The sequence below is a fragment of the Proteus mirabilis ATCC 29906 genome (assembly GCF_000160755.1).
Classification (GTDB): domain Bacteria; phylum Pseudomonadota; class Gammaproteobacteria; order Enterobacterales; family Enterobacteriaceae; genus Proteus; species Proteus mirabilis.
Map to the genome: position 1 here is coordinate 1,030,990 of NZ_GG668576.1, position 23,269 is coordinate 1,054,258.

Sequence of the window (23,269 nt, forward strand, 5' to 3'; positions counted from 1 at the left end):
TCTGATTAATGGTGAGACCATTCGATACTGTTGATATCAACGCCTTGTTTATGCATTTCCCAAAGTGGAGAAAGATCACGTAAGCGACCAATTGCACTGTGAATTTGTTCAATTGCATAATCGATTTCTTCTTCAGTGGTGAAACGACCTAAAGAGAAACGAATAGAACTATGTGCTAATTCATCGGTTAATCCTAAAGCACGTAGTACATAAGAAGGCTCTAAACTTGCTGATGTACAGGCTGAACCTGAAGATACAGCAAGATCTTTCAGTGCCATCATTAATGATTCACCTTCAACATAGTTGAAGCTGACATTAAGAATATTTGGCGCTGTATGTTCTAAAGAACCATTGATATACACTTCTTCAATATCTTTGATGCCATTCCATAAACGTAAACGTAATTCATTTAAACGTTTAGTTTCATCAGCCATTTCTTCTTTCAATATACGGTAAGCTTCACCCATACCCACGATTTGGTGAACGGCTAATGTACCTGAACGCATACCACGCTCATGCCCACCACCATGCATTTGTGCCTCTAAGCGAATGCGTGGTTTACGGCGAACATAAAGCGCACCAATACCCATAGGTCCGTAAACTTTATGTGCAGAAAGAGAAAGTAAATCGACTTTTAATTTGGAGAGATCGATTGGTAATTTACCAACGCTTTGCGTTGCGTCAACGTGGTAAATAATGCCTTTGCTACGGCATAACTCACCAATAGCAGCAATATCTTGCACCACACCAATTTCATTATTCACGTGCATGATAGAAACTAAAATAGTGTCATCACGCATAGCGGCTTCGAGTTCTTTCAAATCAATTAAGCCATCGCTTTTTGGTGCTAAGTAGGTCACTTCAAAACCTTCACGCTCAAGCTGACGACAAGTATCTAAAATCGCTTTATGCTCAGTTTTTGATGTGATGATGTGCTTACCTTTTTTCTGATAAAAGTTTGCAACACCTTTTAGTGCCAAGTTATCTGCTTCAGTTGCCCCTGAGGTGAAAACAATTTCACGAGGATCAGCACCAATAAGATCAGCAATCTGATTACGAGCGATATCGATCGCTTCTTCAGCTTGCCATCCAAAACGGTGCGAACGAGAGGCTGGGTTACCAAAAATGCCGTCAATAGTCAGGCATTGCATCATTTTTTCAGCAACTCGAGGATCAACGGGTGTGGTTGCTGAATAATCTAGATAAATGGGTAATTTCATTGCTCACTAACTCCAAAGACGACAGATCTTCTTTAATAATTTTGTTTTGTTTGCCTAGAGATCGCCGTTAAACTCGCATATTAACAATGGTTTCTTGTAAACGACCATTGATAGCATGACGTTTTTCATTGTCTTGACGATCAGCGACATCCATAACCTCTTCGTTATTAACTAACTCTTCAAGGCTAATGCTGCTAAGGAAACTGGTAATACGATCACTTAAATCACGCCACAAAGTATGAGTCAGGCAACGATCGCCACCTTGACATCCTTCTTTATTACCCTGACAACGGGTAGCATCAATAGATTCATCAACTGCTGAAATGACTTGAGCAACAAAAATTTGCCCCGCTTCACGACCGAGTAAATAACCACCACCTGGGCCACGCACACTTGCGACTAATTCATTTTTACGTAAACGTGAAAAAAGCTGCTCAAGGTAAGAAAGGGAAATCCCTTGACGCTCAGAAATATCAGCGAGGGGGACAGGGCCTTGCTGCGAATGCAATGCAACATCAAGCATAGCAGTAACTGCATAACGCCCTTTTGATGTCAGTCTCATAACAAATACTCCGTGGTGAACAATAGTCAAATTGTGTCATTCCTGAGTAATTTAGTCAACTATTTATCTGAGTGTTTTAGTCAGGTATTAAGCTCAGCAACAATGACGCATGTTAATCAACTTAATCCTTTATTTCTTAGCCCATTTTTCAACGGATGTTAAAATACCACGTAAGATATGAAGCTCTTGTGTTTCTGGACGTGCGCGTGTAAACAAACGGCGTAAACGGCTCATCACTTGTCCGGGATGTTTAGGACGAATAAAACCAGACTCATTAAGTACCTGCTCTAAGTGAACATAAAAGCGTTCAATATCTTCAGCGGGTGGATAATCAATCTCTGATGAAGCATTTTCCTCTTGTTTTTCCTGTTGAGCAAGTGCAGCCATGCGAATTTCATAACAAACAAGTTGCACCGCCATCGCTAAGTTTAAAGAGCCATATTCAGGGTTGGTAGGAATATAGAGGTGGTAATCACATTTTTGTAATTCTTCATTAGTTAAGCCTGTGCGTTCACGGCCAAAGATCACCGCAACGGGCTTATTTGCTGCCTCTTTTACGCAACGTTCACCACATTCACGAGGTGCTAGCATTGGCCAAGAGAGCGTACGATTACGCGCACTTGTTCCAATCACTAACCCACAGCCTTCAATGGCATCATCAATAGTATCAACAATATGAGCATTGCCAATAACATCGCTTGCCCCTGCTGATAAGGCTATAGAGTGAGAGTCGGGTTTTTCTTTAGGATTAACAAAATAAAGATTCGTTAATCCCATGGTTTTCATAGCACGAGCTGTCGAGCCCATATTGCCTGTATGTGAAGTTTCGACAAGGATAATGCGAATATTTTCTAACATTGATTTCTAACTAATTGTTTTATGATCCATCTATTTTATCACAAATGTAGCCAAAAACGCGAACGCCTGTTATACTTCGCCTCGTTTTTTATCCCCGTTCTTTAACATCTTGTGGAAGATAACCATGCATCCGATGCTGAATATTGCCATACGTGCTGCACGTAAGGCTGGTAATTTAATCGCCAAAAATTACGAAAATCCTGAATCTGTAGAAACGAGCCAGAAAGGTAGCAATGATTTTGTCACTAATGTTGATCGCGAAGCGGAACAGGCAATCATTGAAATCATTCGTAAATCTTATCCAAAACACACCATTATTACGGAAGAAAGTGGCGAGTTACTCGGTGAAGATCACGATATCCAATGGGTTATAGATCCACTTGATGGCACCACTAACTTTATTAAACGCCTACCACATTTTTCTGTTTCTATCGCTGTACGTATCAAAGGTCGCACAGAAGTTGCTGTGGTTTACGATCCTATGCGTAACGAACTTTTCTCAGCTGTTCGTGGTCAAGGTGCACAATTAAATGGTTACCGCCTCCGTGGCTCTAATGCACGTGATTTAGATGGTGCTGTTTTAGCAACTGGTTTCCCATTCAAAGCAAAACAACATTCAGCAGCTTATATGAATATGCTGACTAAACTGTTTGTACCATGCGCTGATTTTCGTCGCACAGGTTCAGCAGCATTAGATTTAGCTTATGTTGCCGCGGGTCGTGTGGATGGCTTCTTTGAAATTGGTTTAAAACCTTGGGATTTCTTAGCAGGTGAACTTATTGCTCGTGAAGCGGGTGCAATTGTATCTGACTTTACTGGTAATCACGGCTATCTACAAACTGGTAATATTGTTGCGGGTAATCCTCGAGTTGTCCGAGCATTATTGGCAGAAATTCGTAGCGAATTAACTGATGCTTTAAAACGTTAATTGATACGAATAACAATAAAATATAAAAAACTATCTTATAAAATGATCCCCAATAGTTGGACAGCCAATTACTGGGGGTCTTTTTTATTGCCTATGCGTTTTCAATTAAAAGGGCATTTACTGAAAGTTGGCTAATTTCTTGTACAATCTTATCTAATAGTTGTGATGTTATCTCTTGCTTATTAACACGTAATAGAAAAGCTTTTCTTGCAATGACAAACCCTAATATCTGACCAATAAGAGCATGAGCACGAATAGTGATTGTTACTTCATCACTCTTTGTATCCATTAATCCAACTAAACGAGAAAGACGAAGATGAAAAGGCTCAATCAGATTACTATAAATAAGATCGTAATTTTCCGTCGGTTCTAACTGTTCACGTAGAATCAACTGACTGTAATAATGGCGTTTTGATGATAATAATGCACGAGTTAAACCTGTGACTAGTAATAGAACTAATTCAGCCACTTTTTCATTTTTATAAGGTCGGTTTTCTTTCAATAAAAACTGAAGCTTATTATCAAATTGGTCAAACTGAATTTCAGAGGCTAATTCTGTCGCAATATATCGGATCACTGCTGTATAAACCCCTAATTTTCCGCCAAAGTGGTAAGGTATTGCTGATTGATTAACACCAGCATCTTGCGCAAGTTGTCGCGTTCTCAATCCACTGATCCCATATAGTGCAAAAAGCCTAATACCTTCTTGCACTAATTTCTCTTGAGTTTGTTCTGTACTTACTGCAGTTTTACTGGTGTTTTTCATTATAATCAACTGGTTACTATTAGGACTATATATCTGCCCGCATTAATTGTGTTGAGTTAGAATTTAACTCAATCCCTTTGCTTTTGCCAACCACAACAGTGCCACCTAAATTACATAAGTGGTGGCCGAAGCCACAATTAGGTTCAAAAGCAAATGTCATACCTTCTTGTAATACCAATTCTCTCCCTGGATTAGGTAATCGCTCAATTTGTTTATAACGATGAGCAAGAGGTAATGATTCAATACCTGGCGCTGTGCCAAAGCCGATTGGACCATAAGGATTAATACTGTGAATAAGTGGATGAACATGCCATCCCCCTGATTCTAATAGTGGTTTTTCCATTAAATCAACGACTTCACCAAAGGTTATCCCTGCTTTTAAATGTTCAACGCCAATTTCATAGCATTCACGTGCAACTAATGCTGCTTTTTCTAAGTTTTCGTGAATTTTACCTACAGCAACCGCCGCTTGATGTTGCGTTTCATACATTCCATATAAAGCAAAAATCTCTGATAATATAATATCACCCATTTGAATTTCACGAGGGGCTTGTGAGCGATATTGCCAAGCAGGAGGCCCCCAACCGATATACTCAGATCCTGATCCCATTAAAATTTCAGCGGTAAATCCACCCCTTGATAAACAAGTGGCAGTAATTGCGGCCGCAAGCTCCGCCTCTGTTGCACCAGGCCTTGCAGTCACTCGCATTGCCTCGCTCATTGCTTCACCAATGGCGGCGGCATATCTTACATGAGCGAGCTCTTCTTCACTTTTAACTGATGCCCGTCTAAAGAAATCACGATACACACTGCTAAATTTTGCATAAGGAAATGCTTCCTTAATACCATTTAGAGTATTAAATGGCATTGCACCATCAAAATAAAATGGGGGATAGGGTTCTAAGCCAATAATACCAATATGTGCATTTTGTTGTACTCCCATCTCTTTTAGAAAATGAGCAATACTACGCCCTGTTTTTCCTACAACAAGATTATCTTCATCAACCCACTGCAAATCACCACGTAGTTTTGCCTGCATATGATCAGCTATCATCATTGGTGCAAAAGTAACTATCAATGGTTTCTTATCTTCATGAAAAATAACAACCGATCCTAATCTGTCATTTGTAAAATAGTGGTCAATACAAAACGGTGCAGGTGCTGCCGATTCTCTATCACCATAAATAATTAATGTATCTAATTGGTTATCTCTCATAATGTCTCTAGCTAACTGCCAGCGTCGGTCTCTTTCTTGTAAAGAAAAACTAGCTGGGATCACTGATTTACTTTTCATAGTAATACCTTTTTCTATTCATTCATTTGAATGAATTAAATTTAGCTTTAATATTTAAAATGATCAATCGTTTGGTTGATCAAAAAATGCGCTTTAAAAAATAAAAAGAAAAAAACCTGTAATATCAAAAGGTATTACAGGCTTAGACGTTTATGAAAAATAGGAAATAAAAGGATTAAGTATTTTGCGGTTGTACTTTCGGTCTAATAAACATTGCAGGAATAGTTAATGCCGCCATCAACCAGAAAATGAGGTATTCTTGGTTAGGGAGTTTTTCATATAACCATCCCGATACAATCGTCATAATAGCGATACTTCCCCCCATTGCTAGAGCAGAATAAACCGCTTGTAAACGAATAATTTCATGCTCTTGACGTGCAGTAATAAAACGCATTGCCGCTAAATGGCATACGGTAAATGTGCCACTATGCAAAATTTGTACAATAATAAGCGCCGGTAATGCTGTAAAACTGCCCATCATCCCCCAGCGCAATAGCCCTGCAAATGCTGAAAGTAATAATAAGTTTCGAGCACTCCAACGGCGGAATAAACGACGGCTAAACATAAAGACAACCACTTCAGCAACTACGCCTAAGGACCAAAGATAACCAATCGTTGCTGTATCATAGCCTGCTTTTTCCCAATAAAGTGCGCTAAAACCGTAATAAGCAGCATGAGCACCTTGTAGTAAAGAAACACATAATAGAAAACGCCAGACTGGGCCATCTGAAATCAGTTTCATAAATGAAACATGATGGTGTTCCGTTTTTTTGACCTTACCTTGGGGCATGATTTTCGGACGTAACATTGAGGTAAGGAATAATGCAAGAGTGCTGGCAATCAATCCATAAAGAATAATCGGGTGTCCAAAAGCATCAATCAATATCCCCAATAATGAGGAACTAATAATAAATGCAATAGATCCCCAAACCCGAATTTTGCCATAATCTAAAGGAAATTGTTTTTGCCATGTTCCCGCAAGTGAATCTCCCAAAGGCACCATAGGTGCAAAAAAAACGTTAAATCCGGTCATTACCAAAAAGAGCCAAGCCCAATGAGTGCCCAACATAAATGCAACGGTAAATAGGAGAGATAAAAAAGCAAAAAGTCGCAGTGCAGTAATGAGCTTTGATGGATCTTTTACAGCCGGCGTTAAAATCAAGCTTCCTACAAAACGAGCGGTTAAGCCCACCCCAAGTAGTAAGCCTATCATCGCAGGATCAACCCCCTCGCCCTTTAACCAGATAGACCAAAAAGGCAAGAAAATACCATATGAGAAAAAATACGTAAAATAATCTAAGGCAAGCCACAGTGTTGATGGAATAACCATCCAACCCCCCATTTTTAACATGCAAAAAAACCCGCCAAGAACATGTTCTCGAAGCGGGCTTGTATAACGGGTTTTATTATATCGTTACAAACTTATGCGTAAACTGGAAATTTAGCGCAGATATCCAAGACTTTTTGTTTCACTTTTTCAATGTTCGCTTCATCATTGATATTATCAAGGACATCACACATCCAACCGGCTAAATCTTTTGCTTCCGCTTCTTTAAAACCACGACGTGTAATCGCTGGAGAACCAATACGAATACCAGATGTAACAAATGGACTGCGAGGATCATTTGGCACACTATTTTTGTTCACAGTGATATTAGCACGACCTAGTGCGGCATCAGCATCTTTACCTGTAATATCTTTATCAACTAAGTCTAATAAAAACAGGTGGTTCTCTGTGCCACCAGATACTACTTTATAACCGCGCGCTAAGAAAACGTCTACCATTGCTTTCGCATTTTTTGCAACTTGTTGCTGGTAAACTTTAAACTCAGGTTCCATTGCTTCTTTTAATGCAACGGCTTTACCCGCGATCACATGCATTAAAGGACCACCTTGAGAGCCAGGGAATACGGCAGAGTTTAATTTCTTATAAAACTCTTCATCGCCACCCTTAGCAAGGATAAGACCACCACGAGGACCTGCTAATGTTTTGTGTGTTGTTGTAGTCACAACGTGAGCATGTGGTACTGGGTTTGGATAGACACCCGCTGCAATCATACCTGCAACGTGAGCCATATCGACAAATAAGTAAGCCCCTACGCTATCTGCGATTTCACGCATTTTAGCCCAATCAACCAAACCTGAATAAGCTGAAAAACCACCAATGATCATTTTTGGTTTATGCTTTTTAGCTTGCTCAGCGATATCTTGGTAATCAATTTTACCTGCTTCATCAATACCATAAGGAACGATATTGTAGAGTTTACCAGAGAAGTTAACCGGAGAGCCGTGAGTTAAGTGACCACCTTGGGCCAAATTCATCCCTAATACTGTATCGCCCGGTTTAAGTAATGCCATATACACAGCCGCATTCGCTTGTGAACCAGAGTGAGGTTGTACGTTTGCATAATCAGCACCAAATAGTGCTTTGGCACGATCAATGGCTAATTGTTCAACAACATCAACGTATTCACAACCGCCGTAGTAGCGTTTACCTGGATAACCTTCTGCATATTTGTTGGTCAGCTGAGATCCCTGCGCCTGCATAACACGAGGGCTAGTATAGTTTTCAGAAGCAATTAATTCGATGTGCTCTTCTTGACGAGTCACTTCACCTTCCATTGCATTCCATAATTCCGGATCGTAATCAGCAATATTCATTTCACGTTTTAACATTCACATCTCCTGACTCAGCTAACTTCACTAAAGGCGAACTCCCTTACGGGAGTAAGAATGACATACAGTGTAAACTCTTTTTCCTCATTGAGATAGTCCCAAAAGAAAAAATACGCAATCGTTTGCTAAGCCACTATAACACAGTTCTATTACTTTTTGATAACCTCATTTTATCTGCTGTTTTTGTTCTTTTTGAGGCACATCTCGCTAATTTATGTAAACCCTCAACATCATTCTCTAAGATTTCCCCATTTTCCTAAAAAAAATAAAAACTCAGATTTACAAATAAAGCAAAAAGATATAAGTTGTATTAAAAATACATGTTATAAAAATCATATTAAACTGAATATTTTTCAGGAGCAATTATGTTAGATGCACAAACTATCGCGACAATTAAATCCACTATTCCTCTTATTGCTAAAACAGGCCCCGCGTTAACGGCGCATTTTTACGACAGAATGTTCTCTCGCCATCCTGAGTTAAAAGATATTTTTACCATGAGCCACCAAAGCAGTGGCGCACAACGTGAAGCGTTATTTAATGCGATATGTGCTTATGCAACGCACCTTGAGGATTTACCTGCTATTTTGCCGGCGGTAGAAAAAATTGCACAAAAACATGCCAGTTTGAATATTCTTCCTGAACATTATCCTATTGTTGGAGAAAACTTATTAGCCACCATTGATGAAATGTTTAACCCGGGCAAAGAAGTGCTTGATGCTTGGGGAGCCGCTTACCAAGTTTTGGCTGATGTTTTTATTAATCGGGAAGAGCAAATTTATCAACAAAAAGAACAAGCTTCTGGAGGCTGGCGAGGATTACGCCACTTTAAAGTTAAGCATAAAGTAAAACAAAGTGAGGTTATTACCAGCTTTGAATTAGAGCCTGAAGATGGACAAGCGGTTACACCTTACCGTGCAGGCCAATATTTAAGTATTTATATTCGTGATGAGAAACTTGCAAATCAAGAAATTCGTCAATATTCCTTAACGCAATCGGCAAACAATAAAACCTATCGTATTGCGGTAAAACGTGAAGACAAAGGAATTTTATCTAATTTTCTTCATGACCATATCCAAGAAGGAGACATCTTACAAGTTGCCGCACCAGGGGGCGATTTTTATTTAGATATCTCATCAACAACGCCTGTCACATTAATTTCAGCAGGTGTAGGCTTAACTCCTATGTTAGCGATGTTGCACACTCTCTCTTCTCACCAAGCACAAGTCAATTGGTTACATGCAGCGGAGCATGGTGGCGTGCATGCTTTTAAGGAAGAAATCGCACAAGCAGGAAAGCAAATTGAACAATATCAACAAGCCGTATGGTATCGTCTCCCTCGTACTGAAGATATAATCAATAAAGACTATCAATTTGAAGGGTTGATGGATTTAACCAAGATACATGAATGGCTATCAATACCTAATATGCAGTTCTATTTCTGTGGTCCATTACCTTTTATGCAATCTGTCGCTAAACAACTTATTACTCTCGGTATTGAAAGCGATAAACTTCATTATGAGTGCTTTGGCCCTCATACTGTTATTAGCCAATAACAGCCAGAATAGGTAAGAGAATAAATTAAATAATAAGGGAAAAGCGCTGATTATTTTACTATTCAGCGCTTTTTATATTGGAAACAACTAACTATTTAATAAGTAACTTTTATTGATGTCGGTATAACATGATATTTAGACGAATAGCGATACCAAATAACACTAATTAAACAGAGTGTATAGCCGAACAACTCGCTACCTTCTTCCACCATATTTTTTACTGTGCGGTTATAGTCTTCACCTAACAATTTCTCCCACAAAATCCCCATACCAAATAAGCGAGAGAACAGTAAAACACTGAGTAAACCCGCCATAAGCATTCCTTGACTAGAATGCGTTATAAAATGGGTTAAGCCATATAATGTTTTTTTCCCTTCTCTGATAGCGATCGCTATACAGACAAATGTTACCGTTAATGCAAACCAAACCCATGAACCATGTGCTAATTGGTCAAAAACACCATCTAACTCACGAATTAAGATACACAAGAAAAAGCCCATAATCAGTGTGTATCCCCCTCTCATTTCTGGCTGTTTATAAGCAGGTATAAAGAAAAGAAGACATATTATAGCCACAATAAGTTCTTGCCCCAGTTCGGTTGCTGAGGTTTCAGAAATACCATTATTCAGCACCAAAATATCGAGGAAAATAAACCCTGTTGTTATTGCCACAATCATGGCGGAAAACAAAAATAAAGCAAAACGCTTTAATAAATAGCTAAGCACGATATTACCCATAGAATAATAAATATTTAAGTTGATGATAATAACTGTCTACAAAAGTTATTGAATAACATTTTGTGCCTTAAAAGGTGAGAATTTTAGTAAAATAAATTGTTTATTATCATCAATAGACTTGTATAAGATATAAATAGCACAATAGGTGAAACATAAAAAAACATTTTATGAACAAAGAAAGGTAATTATTAATATTACTTATTTAATGAGTATAATTATCAGCAATACAAATCATTTATTATCACTTATAAATTTATAAAAGATAATCAGTAAATAAATAAACTTATTGAGATAATATAAAAAAGAATTAATTAATAAAGATAAAAAAACCTGATAATTAAACTAATAATCATCAGGTTTCATAAACAACGCTTATTTATTTTTTAAATAGCTTCTTCGTCTTGCTCTCCAGTACGAATACGGATAACTCGATTCACATCAAAAACAAAAATTTTACCGTCGCCAATCTTCCCCGTTTGAGCGGTAGTCATTATAGTATCGACACAAGTTTCAGCTATTTCATCAGCAACAACGATCTCAATTTTTACTTTAGGTAAAAAATCGACCATATATTCTGCACCACGATAAAGTTCGGTATGCCCTTTCTGACGACCAAAGCCTTTTACCTCTGTTACCGTCATACCCGTGATACCAACTTCGGCTAGTGCTTCTCTTACATCATCTAATTTAAACGGCTTAATTATCGCTTCAATTTTTTTCATCGGATTATCCTGCTATTACCAGTTATGGCGACCAAAACCGCTTGTGATCGGATAGCGACGATCTTTACCAAAATTACGACTGGTAATACGCGGTCCTACCGGTGCTTGACGACGCTTATATTCATTAATATCGACTAATTTTACCACTTTACGAACAATGGCTTCATCAAATCCAGCCGCAACCAAGTCAGAAACAGATTTATCTTGCTCAACATAGCCTTCAAGAAGGGCATCTAAAATATCATAAGGTGGCAGATTATCTTGATCTGTTTGTCCTGGTGCTAATTCTGCTGAAGGGGGCCTATCAATCACACGTTGTGGAATAGCGGGTGAAAGAGTATTACGATATTTAGCCAGTTCAAACACCAGTGTTTTAGGAACATCTTTTAAAACATCAAAGCCCCCCGCCATATCACCATATAAGGTCGAGTAGCCTACGGCAGATTCACTTTTATTACTCGTGGTGAGCACTAACCGACGACGTTTATTGGACATCGCCATTAAAATAACAGCACGACAACGCGCTTGTAGATTTTCTTCTGTGGTATCGATAGCGCTACCTTTAAACATAGGCGAAAGTTGATCCATAAAAGCATCAAACATCGGCTCAATAGAGACAGTATCAAACTCAACACCTAATAAATCAGCTTGCTCTTTCGCATCGTGAATACTCATTTCTGAGGTATAGCGAAATGGCATCATTACCGCTTGAACGCTCTCTTTACCTAATGCATCAACGGCAATTGCAACTGTTAAGCCTGAGTCGATGCCCCCTGATAATCCTAATATAGCGCCTTTAAAACCATTTTTTGTCACATAATCACGCGTTGCCAGCACTAACGCTTGATAAACTTGCGCTAAAGGAGAAAGCTCTGGTGCCGCATCTTGCATTGGTACGATAGTTAACTCATCAAACTCCACCACGGCCACTTGCTCATCAAAAGCCGCTAAACGATGGGTGATTGTTCCTCGTTCATCAAAGACTTTAGAACATCCATCAAAAACCAATTCATCTTGACCACCAATTTGATTGAGATACACCACAGGCAGATGCGTTCTTTGGCAATGTTCTTTAATTAATTGGGTACGAATATGTGGCTTTTCACGACTATAAGGTGAAGCATTAATAGAAAGAACTAGATCAGCACCCGCTTGTTTTAGTGCATCAATAGGCTCGTTGATCCAAATATCTTCACAAATTAATAATCCTAAATGATAGCCTTTAAAAGGCACAACACAACGTTCATTTCCTTGCTGGAAATAACGTTTTTCATCAAATACACCATAATTAGGTAGCTGTTGTTTGAAGTAACGCGCCTGTAACTCACCTTGATAGAAAAATGACAGTGCATTATAGATAGTACCGTTTTGCCACCAAGGATGCCCAACCACAATGGCCGTTTTCTTACTTGCTTGTTCTAAACGAACCAGTTGCTCTTCACAACGTTGTTGGAAATCAGGGCGAAATAGTAGATCTTCAGGAGAGTAACCGCATAACGCAAGCTCAGAAAACAAAACCAGATCGGCATCTTCTTGCGCTTTTACGGTGGCTAACATGCGTTCACAGTTGCCTTCAATATCGCCAACAACCCAGTTTAACTGAGCAAGTGCGAGTTTTAATTTACGACTCATAAAAATTAGTCTCTCCAGCTATCTTTGCTATCTAAAGAAAGCAAGTTTAAAAAAATTTTTGTTATCTACAAAGATCATTCTTTGAAATCATTGGCATCAAGTCCATGACGTGACAACAATTTATAAAATTCTGTTCGATTTCGCCCTGCCATCCTTGCAGCCTGAGTGACATTGCCCTTTGTCATCTGCAATAACTTCCTTAAATAGGTCATCTCAAAATGGCCCCGTGCTTCAGCAAAAGTAGGTAATGCGGTATTTTCCCCTTGCAATGCTTGTGTGACAAGGGCTTCGCTAATCACAGGTGCAGTCGTTAAAGCGACACATTGCTCGATGACGTTAACTAACTGACGCACATTTCCCGGCCAACTTGCTGTCATTAGACATTTCATCGCATCCGTTGAGAAGCTACGCACAAAAGGTTTATGTCGTTTTGCTGATTCGCGCAATAAATGGTTAGCAAGAACAGGAATATCCTCGGCTCTTTCGCTCAACGTGGGGATACGTAAATTCACCACATTTAAACGATAGTATAAATCTTCTCGAAATTCATTACGCTCCATCGCTTTTGGTAAGTCACGGTGGGTTGCAGAAAGAATACGCACATCAATATCAATATCACGATTACTGCCTAATGGCCGCACTTTACGCTCTTGTAATACACGCAGTAATTTCACTTGCAATGCCATTGGCATATCACCAATTTCATCCAAAAATAGAGTGCCTCCTTCTGCCGCTTGGAAAAGTCCTTCACGACTACTTACCGCGCCAGTAAAAGCACCTTTAGCATGCCCAAATAGTTCAGATTCTAATAATTGTTCAGGTAAAGCACCGCAGTTAATAGCAATAAAGGGTTTTTTAGCTCGTGGGCTGGCGCGGTGGATTGCTTGAGCAAGGACTTCTTTACCTGTACCGCTTTGCCCATTAATCAGTACGCTAACATCGGATTGTGCAACTAACTTGGCTTGCTCTAATAAACGTAACATTTGGGGGCTACGGGTCACGATATCTTTTGACCACTCTTCATCAGATACCGTCGTCACTAATTCTAATGCTTCATCGATAGCTTTATAAAGCGCATCTCTATCAACAGGTTTAGTCAAGAAACTAAACACCCCCTGTTGAGTTGCCGCGACAGCATCAGGAATGGAGCCATGTGCAGTTAAAATAATCACAGGCATACCGGGTTGTTGGCGCTGTATTTCTGCAAATAGCGCCATACCATCCATTTCATCCATACGTAAATCGCTGATCACCAGATCGATTTTTTCTTTTAATAATAGTTTAAGTGCTTCTTGCCCACTTTCAGCGGTAACGATATGAAACCCTTCACTTGTTAATCGCATACCCAGTAGCTTTAATAATCCCGGATCATCATCGACAAGTAAAAGATTCGCTGATTTATGGCCAGCCATGCACATTCTCCTTATTTAGATCCTGTTTCAGTAGGTTTAACCGTTGCGCTATTCTCTTTTTCTGTCGAGGTATTTTTCGCATCAGGTTTTACTTGCTCTGCTTTTGGTGGTTCAGGTTTAACTGCTGATACCGAAGGTTGTGAAACCTCATTATTTTCTTTGGTTATCGATTGCTCGCTTGCCGTTGACTTATTGGATTGCTCCGCTATCGGTTTATCGGCTGGTTTTTCTGTATTACTCGCATCTGAAGATTGAACATCAGACAGCGCTTCTTCTTGAGAAATAGCATCCACAGAAGCCCCTTGTTTTCGGCTCGATAATTGACGTTCAATTTGTGTGAGGCTTTCGAGTTTTTTACGTGTGGTATTTAACTCATGCTCTAATGCATTATTTTGTTTTTTCAGCAAATCCATTTTATTTTCCGTTTCTGTAACAAAACGGCGATTACGATTTTTCTCATCAGCGAGAGCAAGCGTAAGCGTTTGATTCTCAATCCAAGTAGATAATAGAACACGCATAGAGCTTGGAAATTGCAATTGATAGCTTTCTAATAAAACCAACTGTGAACGACGTTCAGCAACCGTCATTCCGGCTCGCTCTAATAAAATACTTTTATAAAAGGCGCCATCCCATCCGGCAACGATAACACTACTGGCTTGACGTTGTGCTTCTGTAGACATAATACGCTGTGTGCACTCAATGGTACGCAACCAAAATAGCGGATTATTGAGCCCTTCATGATAAAAAGCAGCTAAAGTTTTACATTCTGCCCAACGATAATCGATAGTTTTTTGTTTAACAACGGGGGTTTCAGGCTCAATATTAGCGGTTTCGGTCAGCGATTTTTGTGCACATCCAGCAAGAAACATAGGCAACATTATCCAACACAGATACTGTTTCCAGTGTGAAGCGATCCTCTTAATTGATGCAGGGGCCATAGATAATTGCTCATTAGCCAGTGTCTTTCGCTTTAATTTTTTATACTGATGAAAAGACACCTGTTTTTGTGACCTGATATGCATTATTTATTCTCAGAAAGTAGCGGTAGTTCAATACGAAAACAGACATCAGCATAGTCAGAATGAACAATATTTAACTGGCCATCCATTCTTTTGATACAGTCATGAGCAATACTTAACCCCAAACCACTCCCTTTGACAGCCCCTTTACGTAATAGAGAACCTTGAAAAAAGGGCTCAAAAATCATTTTTTGTTCTGATTCAGGGATCGGAGTGCCTTTATTGGCTATATCAATAACTATTTTCTGTTCAATTTGATAACTAGAGATCCAGATATTACCCGATTCAGCGCCATAGTGCACCGCATTCGAGTAGAGATTATCAATAACTCTTGATAATAACGTCGTTTCTGCTCGACATTTTTTCAGATCAAGTGAAATTATCGTCTTAATGCCTTTCGCTCGGGCGGGTAAACTATGCGCTAACACCACATCATTCACTAATGTGGTTAAATCAACTTCCTCAATTTGCTGAGGTACTTCGGAAAGTTTACGATTATAATCAAGTAGTTGCTCAATTAATAATTGAAGTTGTTTACTACTATTATCAAGAATAGCTACGACTTCTTTTTGATCTAAGGTTAAAGGCCCTGCTACTTCATCCGCTAATAATTCTGTTCCTTCGCGCATACTGGCTAACGGTGTTTTTAACTCATGAGAAATATGACGTAAAAACTCATGGCGTTGCGATTCTAGCCATGCAAGACGTTCACTTAACCAAATAATACGTTGAGCTAAAGAGCGTAATTCACGTGGCCCCTGAAACGAATTCAAGTTATTATTTAATGTACGCCCTTCCCCCAATCGGTTAATCATTTTTTCTATACCTTTAACCGGACCGATGATCATACGGGTAAATAAGGCAATTAAAATCAGGCTAAAAACAAAAACAATTAAACTTTGCCAACCAAAATAACGCCCTTTTTCAGCAATAGCCATTTGTAGTTGCTCGCCACGACTAAAAATAATCTCTTTGGTTAACACGACAATGCGGTTATTGGCATAAGAAAATTGCTCTAATGCTTGTTGCATTTGAGAAGTGGGTTCACTATTTTTGCATTGAATTGATTTGAGCGTTTTCAAAGAAGTATTCAAGGCTTGTGCTTCTTTAGACTCAGAAAGAGGGATGATGGTCTGCTGCAAGGTAGAGAACATTTTGCTGTATTGTTGATAACGCTGTTGATACATTTCTTCATCAGTTTTATCACGCAATACACAATATCGTCGATAATTTCCTTCCATTTCAATAGCTAAATTACGCATCACCTCACTACGCTCGGTATCCGCTAACGCATTTTTATTGGTAATAGCGGCTTGGTTACTAAGCTGATCCAAACTTTGATAAGCCTGATAGGCAAGGACGAGAAGCGGTAACAGCACCATCCAAAATGCCATGATAACCAATTGTCTTAAAGATCGGGGGAAAATACGCCACTTTTTCAATGAAATCATCTCAACACCTATTAGAGTAATGCGATGCTACATGACTTAATAACAAGAAAAAAGTCCGACATTGAAATTCAGATAGGAAAACGAACACAAGCGAGAACACGCAACAGGCTCTAGAAATGGGAGAGCGGAATATCTTACTGAGATATTCCGCTCGTCAATATTCATCTCTTTTCTCTCTAAAAGAGAATGAAGGTGGTGCCTCACTCCACGTGTCGCCCTGTGTTTGATAAGGCCCGAAGGCGAGTATCATGATGTTGGACGGTAGGCACCTTACTCTGGCGTCATTCTTGGCTTATGTGGTATGTTCCCACCCATATTGTGGACCGACATAAAAAGTTGAATGAGCAACTGATTAATATAATGCACAAGGCGTGCCAACTTTTCGATTAAAATCATAAGATATTAATTTTAAACAAAAAAGTATTTTTATCTTACTAAAATAAAAAACAGCCTCAATTTTTGATAGCGAAAAAATCAACAAGCTGTCTCCATTTCCAGACACCGTTAATTAAAAAATATTAAATTATTAAAATTCAACAAGTTAAATGTCACCTTTTGGCGACAATGAAAAAATGATGTGTCGTCGATTTTATACATTGATAATTTTTTCCTTTTATATCAACAAAATAAAGCCCCTCTAACTTGAGGGGCTTTGGGTTATAACACTGACTCTTTTTTATTACATCATTAGTCAAATTGCTTTCTGGCATTACGGAATAAGCGCATCCAAGGGCTATCTTCTCCCCAATTTTCTGGATGCCAAGAATGGCTCACTGTTCTAAAAACGCGCTCAGGGTGAGGCATCATGATTGTTGAGCGGCCATCTGTTGTGGTAACAGCGGTGATCCCTTTTACTGATCCGTTAGGGTTTAATGGGTATTGCTCTGTTGGTTGACCATAGTGATCAACAAAACGCAGTCCTACTAAATTTTTTGCTTCTAACTGCGCTAATTGTGCAGCGTCACGAAATTCAGCAAAACCTTCACCATGAGATACCGCAATTGGCATCTGTGACCCCGCCATACCTTGTAATAATAGCGACGGGCTATCAGTTACTTTTACTAAGCTAAAGCGGGCTTCAAAACGCTCTGAGCGATTGCGTACAAAGCGTGGCCATAAATCTGCCCCCGGAATAAGCTCGGCCAACGTTGACATCATTTGGCAACCATTACAAACCCCAAGTGATAACGTATCTTGACGTGCAAAGAATTGGGCAAACTCATCACGTAAACGATGATTAAATAAAATAGATTTAGCCCATCCCTCACCCGCACCGAGTACATCACCATAAGAGAAACCACCACAAGCAACCAATACATCAAAATCACTTAATGAGCGTTGTGCCGTATGTAAATCGCTCATATGAACATCAATAGCATCAAATCCAGCGCGATCAAAAGCTGCTGCCATTTCCACATGAGAGTTAACACCTTGCTCTCTTAATACCGCAATACGAGGACGACTGCCTGTAGCAATATAAGGCGCCGCAATATCCTCTGCTGGATCAAAGGTTAAGTGAACATTTAATCCCGGATCGTGACTATCTTGTTTGGCACGATGTTCTTCATCTGCACATTCAGGATTATCACGTAAACGTTGCATTTGCCATGTCGTTTCAGCCCACCAGACACGTAATGTACTACGCTTTTCATGGTAAACTTCCGTTTCACGGCTTTGAATAATAATGTCATCACTTGGTGTTGCTTGCCCTAAGTAATGTAAACAATCTGCTAAACCATGTTCAGTAAACAGTGTTTCAACGCTTTCTTGATGCTCCCCTTTAATTTGGAACACCGCACCTAGCTCTTCATTAAATAGACCTGCTAAAATATCTTCGTCATAAGCACTGATATCAACATTAAGGCCACAATGTCCCGCAAACGCCATTTCGGCCAAAGTCACAAATAAGCCACCATCAGAGCGGTCATGATAAGCCAGTAATTTACCATCGCTCACCAATTGTTGAATGACATTAAAAAACTGTTTTAACTGCTCTACATCACGTAAATCAGCCGCTTTTTGTCCTAGTTGACGATAAACTTGAGCTAATGCTGTTGCCCCTAATGCATTATGACCATTACCTAAATCGATTAGATATAAACGGTTTCCTTCTTGGGTAGAAAGCTCAGGGGTGACAGTTTTACGTACATCTTCAACACGGGAAAATGCGGTGATAACTAAAGAGAGAGGGGAAATAACTTCTTTCGTTTTCCCTTGTTCATCTTGCCAACGCGTTTTCATGGACATTGAGTCCTTACCCACCGGAATAGTAATACCTAATTGTGGGCATAGCTCTTCACCAATGGCTTTTACTGCATCATATAATCCCGCATCTTCACCAGGGTGACCCGCCGCAGCCATCCAGTTTGCGGAAAGTTTTATACGATTAAGTGACTGTACATCGCAACCCGCCATATTGGTTAAGGCTTCACCTACCGCCATTCGCGCTGAAGCGGCAAAATCTAATAGTGCAATAGGGGCTCTTTCCCCTATTGACATCGCCTCGCCGTAATAGCTATCTAATGTGGCCGTTGTTACCGCACAGTTAGCCACCGGAATTTGCCAAGGTCCAACCATTTGGTCACGCGCAACCATTCCCGTAACACTACGATCACCAATAGTAATTAAGAACGTCTTCTCAGCAACGGCGGGTAAATGAAGTACGCGATAAACCGCTTCTTTTAAATCGATATCTTTACGATCGAGATATTCACCTGCTGTTTTATGTGATGTGACATCACGCAACATTTTCGGTGCTTTACCCAACAAGATATCTAAAGGCATATCTATTGGTTTATTATCAAAGTGTGTATCATTTAACACTAATTCACGCTCTTGTGTTGCCTCGCCAATGACAGCGTAAGGGGCTCTTTCTCGTTGGCATAGCGCATCAAATAGTGGCATTTTTTCTGGGGATACCGCTAATACATAACGCTCTTGCGACTCATTACACCAGATCTCTAGAGGACTCATACCCGGTTCATCATTTAAAACGTTACGTAACTCAAAACGACCTCCACGCCCGCCATCATTGACAAGCTCAGGCATGGCATTAGAAAGCCCCCCCGCTCCGACATCATGAATAAATAAAATCGGGTTATCATCACCTAATTGCCAACAGCGATCGATAACCTCTTGGCAACGACGCTCCATTTCTGGGTTATCTCGTTGCACAGAGGCAAAATCTAAATCAGCATCTGACTGGCCGGAAGTCATAGAAGAAGCCGCACCACCTCCTAGGCCGATATTCATCGATGGGCCACCAAGTACAATTAACTTAGCACCCACGGAGATCTCACCTTTTTGCACGTGATCTTCGCGAATATTACCAATACCACCAGCCAACATAATAGGTTTATGGTAGCCTCGAATTTCAACACCATTATGACTATTAACCTGCTCTTCATAGGTTCTGAAATAACCTAATAAGGCGGGGCGACCAAATTCATTATTAAATGCGGCTCCACCTAAAGGGCCTTCTGTCATAATATCCAGTGCACTGACAATACGTTCTGGTCTGCCAAAATCTTCTTCCCAAGGTTGTTCAAACCCCGGAATACGTAAGTTAGAAACGGAAAAACCGACTAAACCGGCTTTAGGTTTTGCCCCACGGCCTGTCGCCCCTTCATCACGAATTTCACCGCCAGAGCCGGTTGCTGCACCAGGCCACGGGGAAATTGCCGTTGGGTGATTGTGCGTTTCCACTTTCATTAAGATATGAACAGGCTCTTGATGATAACGGTAATGCCCTTTTTCCGTATCGGGATAAAAACGCCCAGCAACGGAGCCTTCCATTACAGCAGCATTATCTTTATAAGCCGACAAGACATAATCAGGAGTTTGCTCAAAAGTATTTTTAATCATTTTAAATAATGATTTGTCTTGCGCTTTACCGTCGATTATCCAATCTGCATTAAAAATTTTATGACGGCAATGCTCTGAGTTTGCTTGAGCGAACATATAAAGTTCTACATCAGTTGGATTACGTTGCAAACGTTTAAAAGCATCTACTAGATAATCAACTTCATCATCAGCTAGCGCTAACCCCATTTCAATATTGGCAGCAACTAGCGCATCTTTACCGTGAGCAAGAACATCAATTGTTTTTAATGGGGTGGGTGTCTGTTCAGCAAATAGCGCATTAACTTGTTGATAATCGGTAAAAATTGTTTCCATCATACGATCATAAATAAAACCGTATAACAACTGCCACTGTTCTTCGGCCATCGTATCGCTATCTATATAATAAGCAATACCACGTTCAATTCTAACCACTTGTGCTAAACCACAATTATGGGCAATATCTGTCGCTTTAGTCGACCATGGCGAAATGGTTCCCGGTCGTGGTACAACAATACGCATCTCTCCAACAAGCTCATGCTCTGTTAATGAAGGGCCATAGTGCAGTAACTTGCTTAATTTAGCTTGTTCATCTTCAGATAGCTGTCCATCCACTTTTACAAAATGGATAAACTCCGCATAAATACCACGGACAGGAAGTTGGTTTTCCTGACATAAAGTTAATAGTTTATTAATACGAAAAGCGGATAAAGCGGGGGAGCCACGCAGGATTTCCATAATATTGAGTTCTCTCTTTTAGCAGCTAGCCTGATCAATCATTCAGGGGAAACGCGCCTAGTATAATAGAATAACTGCTCAGACGAAACCGTTTGCGTGAACAAAATAACAGCATTTAACTTAGCGTGTTTTCATCATTAATTGGTGTAATCAAGTTGCGTCTTAGCAAAATGTTGAGCAAAATGGTCGATTACTGGAAATTTATCCATGTTTAAATGACTACTTTACACACAATAAAAAACAACGTTAACGAGAACCAACCTATTGAACAATATAAGGATTAACTATTTCGTTATCGTTATCATAGCGCTATTTTCAGCTGCGATTATTGCACTGAATATTACTTGGCCTGACAGGCAAAAAGCGCAGATAAATAAGATTTTATCTCGTGGTGAGCTTAGAGTGAGTACTATCCCTTCACCACTGATAACGATAAATGATAAAAAGGACCCCGTAGGTTTCGATTATGAATTAGTGAAACGCTTTGCTGATTATCTTGGCGTGAAACTTGTCGTTAATATGCGGACGAATATCAACCAACTCTTTGATGATCTGGAGAATAATAAAGCAGACTTTATTGCCGCTGGATTAATTTATAATAAAGAAAGGCTAGATACGACACGAAGTGGGCCAGCCTATTTCTCAGTTTCTCAACAACTGATCTATCGTAAAGGCACATTGAGGCCTCGTCGTTTTGATGAGCTCGATGGGCGCCTTGTCGTCGCAGCCGGTTCAGCTCATGCCAGCTTATTAAAAACATTAAAAGAAACGCAATATCCTGAACTCGAATGGGAAGAGTCAGAGACTAAAACGACTTCACAGCTACTTGAAGAGTTATCTGAAGGTAAAATAACTTATGTACTGGCCGATTCAATCAGCGTCGCGGTACAACAACGCATTCACCCTAATGTTGCAGTCGCTTTTGAGGTGACGGAAAGTCGTCCATTAACGTGGTATTTACCAAATCAAGATGATAATAGTCTGTATGCAGCCATGTTGGATTACTTCAATCAACTTTCCCAAGACGATGTGCTCGCAAGACTAGAAGAGAAGTATTTTGGTCATGTTGGTTCATTTGACTACTTTGATACACTCTCTTTTATTACCGCCATTGACTCAATATTACCTAATTATCAACCTCTGTTTGAAAAATATGCCGAGACTTTTGATTGGCGTTTATTAGCAGCAATGGCTTGGCAAGAATCACATTGGGATCCCCATGCCACGTCACCGACAGGTGTAAGAGGCTTAATGATGCTAACACGTCCAACTGCGTCAAGTATGGGTATAACAGATAGGTTAGATCCCGAAGAAAGTATCAAAGGAGGTGCACAATATTTAAAACATCTTCTTTCTCGCCTACCAGATACTATCCCTGATGATGAAAAAATCTGGTTTGCACTTGCCGCTTATAACATGGGATATGGTCATATGTTAGATGCAAGAAAGCTAACCGAACAGCAAGGCGCCAATCCTAATAGCTGGTTAGATGTAAAAGCGCGGTTACCTTTGCTCAGCCAAAAGAAATACTATTTAGATCTTCCCTATGGTTATGCGAGAGGACATGAAGCTTATCGTTATGTTGAAAATATTCGTCGCTATCAACTCAGTTTAGAGGGATACCTACAAGCAAAAGAGAGTAAAAATAAGATCCTATCGAAAGACGAAAAAGACGATTCAGCCAATACAGCTTTATTACCGCCTCGCTCCGTAGGCGCCCCCTCTTCATCTTAGTTGTCAATTATATAGCCTCTTTTTAGGGGCTTACTACCCTCGTTTTTTATTCATCTAACCACAATTTTAGCAGCATAATCCTCTCTATACCGTGCCATAACTTGGTATCCTCCCCCTCTTGAAG

General features: G+C 39.8%; 17 protein-coding genes. 3 read left to right on the top strand and 14 right to left on the bottom strand.

Annotated elements, in window-relative coordinates; translation table 11 throughout:
• Positions 1-5: 5 nt before the first annotated feature.
• The 3 genes from HMPREF0693_RS04775 to trmJ all read right to left on the bottom strand — a co-directional run bounded on the left by HMPREF0693_RS04775 (position 6) and on the right by trmJ (position 2,640).
• On the bottom strand, positions 6-1,220 hold the full coding sequence (locus HMPREF0693_RS04775) for an IscS subfamily cysteine desulfurase (RefSeq protein ID WP_004243849.1): 1,215 nt from the start codon (positions 1,218-1,220) through the stop codon (positions 6-8).
• A 67-nt stretch (positions 1,221-1,287) separates the two neighbouring features.
• A complete protein-coding gene (iscR, locus tag HMPREF0693_RS04780) occupies positions 1,288-1,782 on the bottom strand; it encodes a Fe-S cluster assembly transcriptional regulator IscR (protein WP_004243850.1) in 495 nt (164 codons plus the stop codon).
• 129 nt (positions 1,783-1,911) lie between these two features.
• The gene (gene trmJ / locus HMPREF0693_RS04785) at positions 1,912-2,640 is read right to left on the bottom strand and encodes a tRNA (cytosine(32)/uridine(32)-2'-O)-methyltransferase TrmJ (protein ID WP_004243854.1); all 729 of its coding nucleotides are present in this window, start codon (positions 2,638-2,640) and stop codon (positions 1,912-1,914) included.
• A gap of 124 nt (positions 2,641-2,764) precedes the next feature.
• On the opposite strand from trmJ, the gene suhB reads away from it, so the two are divergent.
• A complete protein-coding gene (gene suhB, locus HMPREF0693_RS04790) occupies positions 2,765-3,568 on the top strand; it encodes an inositol-1-monophosphatase (RefSeq protein WP_004243855.1) in 804 nt (267 codons plus the stop codon).
• Between the two features lie 91 nt (positions 3,569-3,659).
• Here suhB and HMPREF0693_RS04795 read toward each other — a convergent pair whose 3' ends face one another.
• From HMPREF0693_RS04795 to glyA, 4 genes are all read right to left on the bottom strand, one after another.
• Complete coding sequence (locus HMPREF0693_RS04795; RefSeq protein WP_004243856.1) at positions 3,660-4,334, bottom strand: CerR family C-terminal domain-containing protein; 675 nt, start codon at positions 4,332-4,334, stop codon at positions 3,660-3,662.
• Between the two features lie 25 nt (positions 4,335-4,359).
• Positions 4,360-5,628 carry a M24 family metallopeptidase gene (locus tag HMPREF0693_RS04800; protein ID WP_004243858.1) on the bottom strand — a complete coding sequence of 423 codons (1,269 nt, stop codon included), beginning with the start codon at positions 5,626-5,628 and terminating at the stop codon, positions 4,360-4,362.
• 175 nt (positions 5,629-5,803) lie between these two features.
• Complete coding sequence (locus HMPREF0693_RS04805; protein ID WP_036900443.1) at positions 5,804-6,958, bottom strand: 3-phenylpropionate MFS transporter; 1,155 nt, start codon at positions 6,956-6,958, stop codon at positions 5,804-5,806.
• Between the two features lie 92 nt (positions 6,959-7,050).
• Positions 7,051-8,304 (bottom strand): serine hydroxymethyltransferase, encoded by a 1,254-nt coding sequence (glyA, locus tag HMPREF0693_RS04810; RefSeq protein WP_004243862.1) that lies wholly within the window; start codon positions 8,302-8,304, stop codon positions 7,051-7,053.
• Positions 8,305-8,669: 365 nt separating this feature from the next.
• Between glyA and hmpA the strand changes: the two genes are divergently transcribed.
• The gene (hmpA, locus tag HMPREF0693_RS04815; RefSeq protein ID WP_004243863.1) at positions 8,670-9,860 is read left to right on the top strand and encodes an NO-inducible flavohemoprotein; all 1,191 of its coding nucleotides are present in this window, start codon (positions 8,670-8,672) and stop codon (positions 9,858-9,860) included.
• Positions 9,861-9,955: 95 nt separating this feature from the next.
• Here the strand turns inward: hmpA and HMPREF0693_RS04820 are convergent, their stop codons facing one another.
• From HMPREF0693_RS04820 to purL, 7 genes are all read right to left on the bottom strand, one after another.
• On the bottom strand, positions 9,956-10,597 hold the full coding sequence (locus tag HMPREF0693_RS04820) for a hypothetical protein (RefSeq protein ID WP_004243864.1): 642 nt from the start codon (positions 10,595-10,597) through the stop codon (positions 9,956-9,958).
• A gap of 383 nt (positions 10,598-10,980) precedes the next feature.
• Entirely contained in the window at positions 10,981-11,319 is a 339-nt protein-coding gene (gene glnB, locus HMPREF0693_RS04825) for a nitrogen regulatory protein P-II (protein WP_004243865.1), read from the bottom strand.
• Positions 11,320-11,334: 15 nt separating this feature from the next.
• Complete coding sequence (locus HMPREF0693_RS04830) at positions 11,335-12,951, bottom strand: NAD+ synthase (protein ID WP_004243866.1); 1,617 nt, start codon at positions 12,949-12,951, stop codon at positions 11,335-11,337.
• A 74-nt stretch (positions 12,952-13,025) separates the two neighbouring features.
• On the bottom strand, positions 13,026-14,363 hold the full coding sequence (gene glrR, locus HMPREF0693_RS04835) for a two-component system response regulator GlrR (protein WP_004243867.1): 1,338 nt from the start codon (positions 14,361-14,363) through the stop codon (positions 13,026-13,028).
• Between the two features lie 11 nt (positions 14,364-14,374).
• Complete coding sequence (gene qseG, locus HMPREF0693_RS04840) at positions 14,375-15,361, bottom strand: two-component system QseEF-associated lipoprotein QseG (RefSeq protein ID WP_242503453.1); 987 nt, start codon at positions 15,359-15,361, stop codon at positions 14,375-14,377.
• A 23-nt stretch (positions 15,362-15,384) separates the two neighbouring features.
• A complete protein-coding gene (locus tag HMPREF0693_RS04845; protein WP_004243869.1) occupies positions 15,385-16,833 on the bottom strand; it encodes a sensor histidine kinase in 1,449 nt (482 codons plus the stop codon).
• A 687-nt stretch (positions 16,834-17,520) separates the two neighbouring features.
• Entirely contained in the window at positions 17,521-21,411 is a 3,891-nt protein-coding gene (purL, locus tag HMPREF0693_RS04850; RefSeq protein WP_004243872.1) for a phosphoribosylformylglycinamidine synthase, read from the bottom strand.
• A gap of 264 nt (positions 21,412-21,675) precedes the next feature.
• On the opposite strand from purL, the gene mltF reads away from it, so the two are divergent.
• Positions 21,676-23,145 (top strand): membrane-bound lytic murein transglycosylase MltF, encoded by a 1,470-nt coding sequence (mltF, locus tag HMPREF0693_RS04855; RefSeq protein WP_004243873.1) that lies wholly within the window; start codon positions 21,676-21,678, stop codon positions 23,143-23,145.
• The last annotated feature ends 124 nt before the right edge of the window (positions 23,146-23,269 follow it).